Origin of the sequence: Mesorhizobium sp. M4B.F.Ca.ET.089.01.1.1, from assembly GCF_004022605.1 — a bacterium.
Classification (GTDB): Bacteria; Pseudomonadota; Alphaproteobacteria; order Rhizobiales; family Rhizobiaceae; genus Mesorhizobium; species Mesorhizobium abyssinicae.
This window is the reverse complement of the sequence record NZ_RZOS01000581.1, coordinates 1-3,036: the sequence shown is the minus strand read 5'-3', so window position 1 is coordinate 3,036 and position 3,036 is coordinate 1. Positions and strand designations below refer to the sequence as shown.

1 protein-coding gene and 1 pseudogene are annotated in these 3,036 nt (G+C 63.6%); one reads left to right on the top strand and one right to left on the bottom strand.

Annotation, left to right across the window (positions count from 1 at the left end):
* Positions 1-419, bottom strand: a pseudogene (locus tag EN780_RS31010) (hypothetical protein); the annotation flags it as partial.
* 392 nt (positions 420-811) lie between these two features.
* Between EN780_RS31010 and parC the strand changes: the two are divergent.
* On the top strand, positions 812-3,036 hold a 2,225-nt coding region (gene parC, locus EN780_RS31005), incomplete at its 3' end, for a DNA topoisomerase IV subunit A (RefSeq protein ID WP_128276179.1).

Sequence of the window (3,036 nt, the reverse complement as noted above, 5' to 3'; positions counted from 1 at the left end):
GACTTGTACATCATCAGCGAGCCGAGCGGGCCGGTGGCGCCCTCGGCCGGAACCGTCATGTCATGGATGACGAACGGGCTGAGCGACAGCGTGACGCCGTCCTTGCTGTGCTCGAGGGCCGCAGTCGAGACGGTTTCGATGTCGTAGCCGCCATCGGCTTCGCTGACGCCTTCGAGCTTGACGTCGCCGATGGCCAGGGGCTCCTTTTCGCCGGCCGGCTTCACGGCCACGCCCTGCAGCACCATGTTGGACTCATCGCCGCTCACCCCGGTCCAGGAGATGTCGACGCCCTGGGCGGCAAGCGCCGCCTTGAGGCGATCGGCGACGGCAGTGTCCTGCGCGAAGGCGGCATTGAGCGGCAGCGTCAGCAGGAAGGTCGAGAAGGCCAGTTTCTTGAGAGTTGAGCGTTGGATTGTCATGGCGAAGTCCCCTGAGAGTTGTCCTGAAATTGCTTTTTGATCCTATGCGCCATCACCATTCCGCGACGAACTGGACGGGAAAAAGGCGCCTCCCGGCACAATGGTCAAAAATCGCGGTGAAAGGCAAATAGCGGGCCGACCTGTTCGCTTGAAGCGGTGAATTTGTCATGAAGATCGGGTTCCCATGCGGCATCGCCCTGCCATAGACAGGGCATGTAACAGGTTGATGTTGGCTGGCGCCGTCATGCGGGTGACAGGTGTTGCAGTCGGGCCGCAAATTGGCCTGCCCGCTTCGCCAATTCCGTGAAATCCGTCACACCCATGGGGTTGAGAAGCGCGGATTGGGCCAGCCGGCGCTTGCCGCGAATCACCCGCTCGGCTAGTGCAAACCCATGGGAAAAAGGCTTTTGCCGCCTGAAGATGGCGGCGGTGACCATATCGAACCGGTCGATCTGAAGAAGGCGCTCGAGGAGCGCTATCTCGCCTATGCGCTGTCGACCATCATGCACCGGGCATTGCCGGATGTGCGCGACGGGCTGAAGCCCGTGCATCGCCGCATCATGCATGCCATGCGGCTGCTGAGACTCAACCCCGACCAGGGCTTCGCCAAATGCGCGCGCATCGTCGGCGAGGTGATGGGCAAGTTCCATCCGCATGGCGACCAGTCGATCTACGACGCGCTGGTCCGCCTGGCGCAGGATTTCTCGATGCGCTACCCGCTGGTCGACGGGCAGGGCAATTTCGGCAACATCGACGGCGATAACGCCGCTGCCATGCGCTACACCGAAGCGCGCATGACCGACGTGGCGACGGAACTGCTTGCCGGCATCACCGAGGATGCCGTCGACTATAGGCCGACCTACAATGAGGAGGACGAGGAGCCGGTCGTGCTGCCCGGCGCCTTCCCCAACCTGCTCGCCAATGGCTCGTCCGGCATTGCCGTCGGCATGGCGACTTCGATCCCGCCGCACAACGCCGCCGAGCTTTGCGACGCAGCGCTTCATCTGATCGAGAATCCCGACGCGCCGGTGACGGCGCTGATGGACTTTGTCCAGGGTCCGGATTTCCCGACCGGCGGCATCATCGTCGACAGCCGCGCCTCGATCCTCGAAGCCTACGAGACAGGCCGCGGCGGCTTCCGCGTCAGGGCGAAATGGGGCCAGGAGGACCAGGGCAGGGGCACCTGGAGCATCGTCGTCACCGAGATCCCCTACGGTGTCCAGAAGGCGCGGCTGATCGAGAAGATCGCCGAGTTCCTGATGGCGCGCAAACTGCCATTGCTCGAAGACATCCGCGACGAGAGTGCCGAGGATATCCGCATCGTGCTGGTGCCGAAGAGCCGCACCGTCGATCCCGGCATCCTGATGGAATCGCTGTTCAAGCTGACCGAGCTGGAAAGCCGCTTCCCGCTCAACATGAACGTGCTGTCGCGCGGCAAGGTGCCGAACGTGCTGTCGCTGAAGGGCGTGCTCAAGGAGTGGCTGGAGCATCGCCGCGACGTGCTCATCCGCCGTTCGAAGCACCGCCTCGGCGAGATCGAAAAGCGCCTCGAGATTCTCGCCGGCTACCTGATCGCCTACCTCAACATCGACGAGGTGATCAGGATCATCCGCGAGGAGGATGAGCCCAAGCAGGTGATGATGGCCCGCTGGTCGCTCACCGATACCCAGGCCGAAGCCATCCTCAACATGCGCCTGCGCGCCTTGCGCAAGCTGGAAGAGATCGAGATCCGCAAGGAGTTCGACGGGCTCACCGCCGAGAAGAAGCAGATAGAGGCGCTGCTGGCGTCTAACGCCAAGCAGTGGGCGACGATCAAGTGGGAAGTCACCAGCATCCGCGACAAGTTCGGGCCAGAGACCGAACTCGGCAAGCGCCGCACCCAGTTCGCCGACGCGCCCGAGCATGACCTGACCGACATCGCGCACGCCATGATCGAGCGCGAGCCGGTCACCGTGGTCGTCTCCGAAAAGGGCTGGCTGCGGGCGATGAAGGGTCATCTGACCGACCATTCGCAGTTCACCTTCAAGGAAGGCGACAGCCTCAAGCTAGCCTTCCACGCCCAGACCACCGACAAGATCCTGGTCTTCACGACAGGCGGCAAGTTCTACACGATCGGCGCCGACCGGCTGCCGGGCGGGCGCGGCCATGGCGAACCGATCCGCATCATCGTCGACATGGAGAACGACCAGGACATCGTCACCGCATTCGTCCACGATCCGAAGCGCAAGCTGCTTCTGGTTTCCTACGACGCCAACGGCTTCATCGTTCCGGAGGAAGAGGTCGTCGCCAACACCCGCAAGGGCAAGCAGGTGATGAACGTCAAGTCGCCCGACGAGGCCAAGCGCTGCATTCCGCTCTCAGGCGACCACCTCGCCATCGTCGGCGAGAACCGCAAGATGCTGGTGTTCCCGCTCGCCGAGATCCCGGAGATGGGGCGCGGCAAGGGCGTCCGCCTGCAGAAGTACAAGGATGGCGGCGTGCTGGACATCAAGCCCTTCACGCTCGAAACCGGCCTCAGCTGGCAGGATTCGGCCGACCGCACCTTTATCCGCTCGCGCGAGGAGCTGGCCGAATGGATCGGCGCCCGCGCCGCCGCCGGCCGCATGGTGCCGAAGGG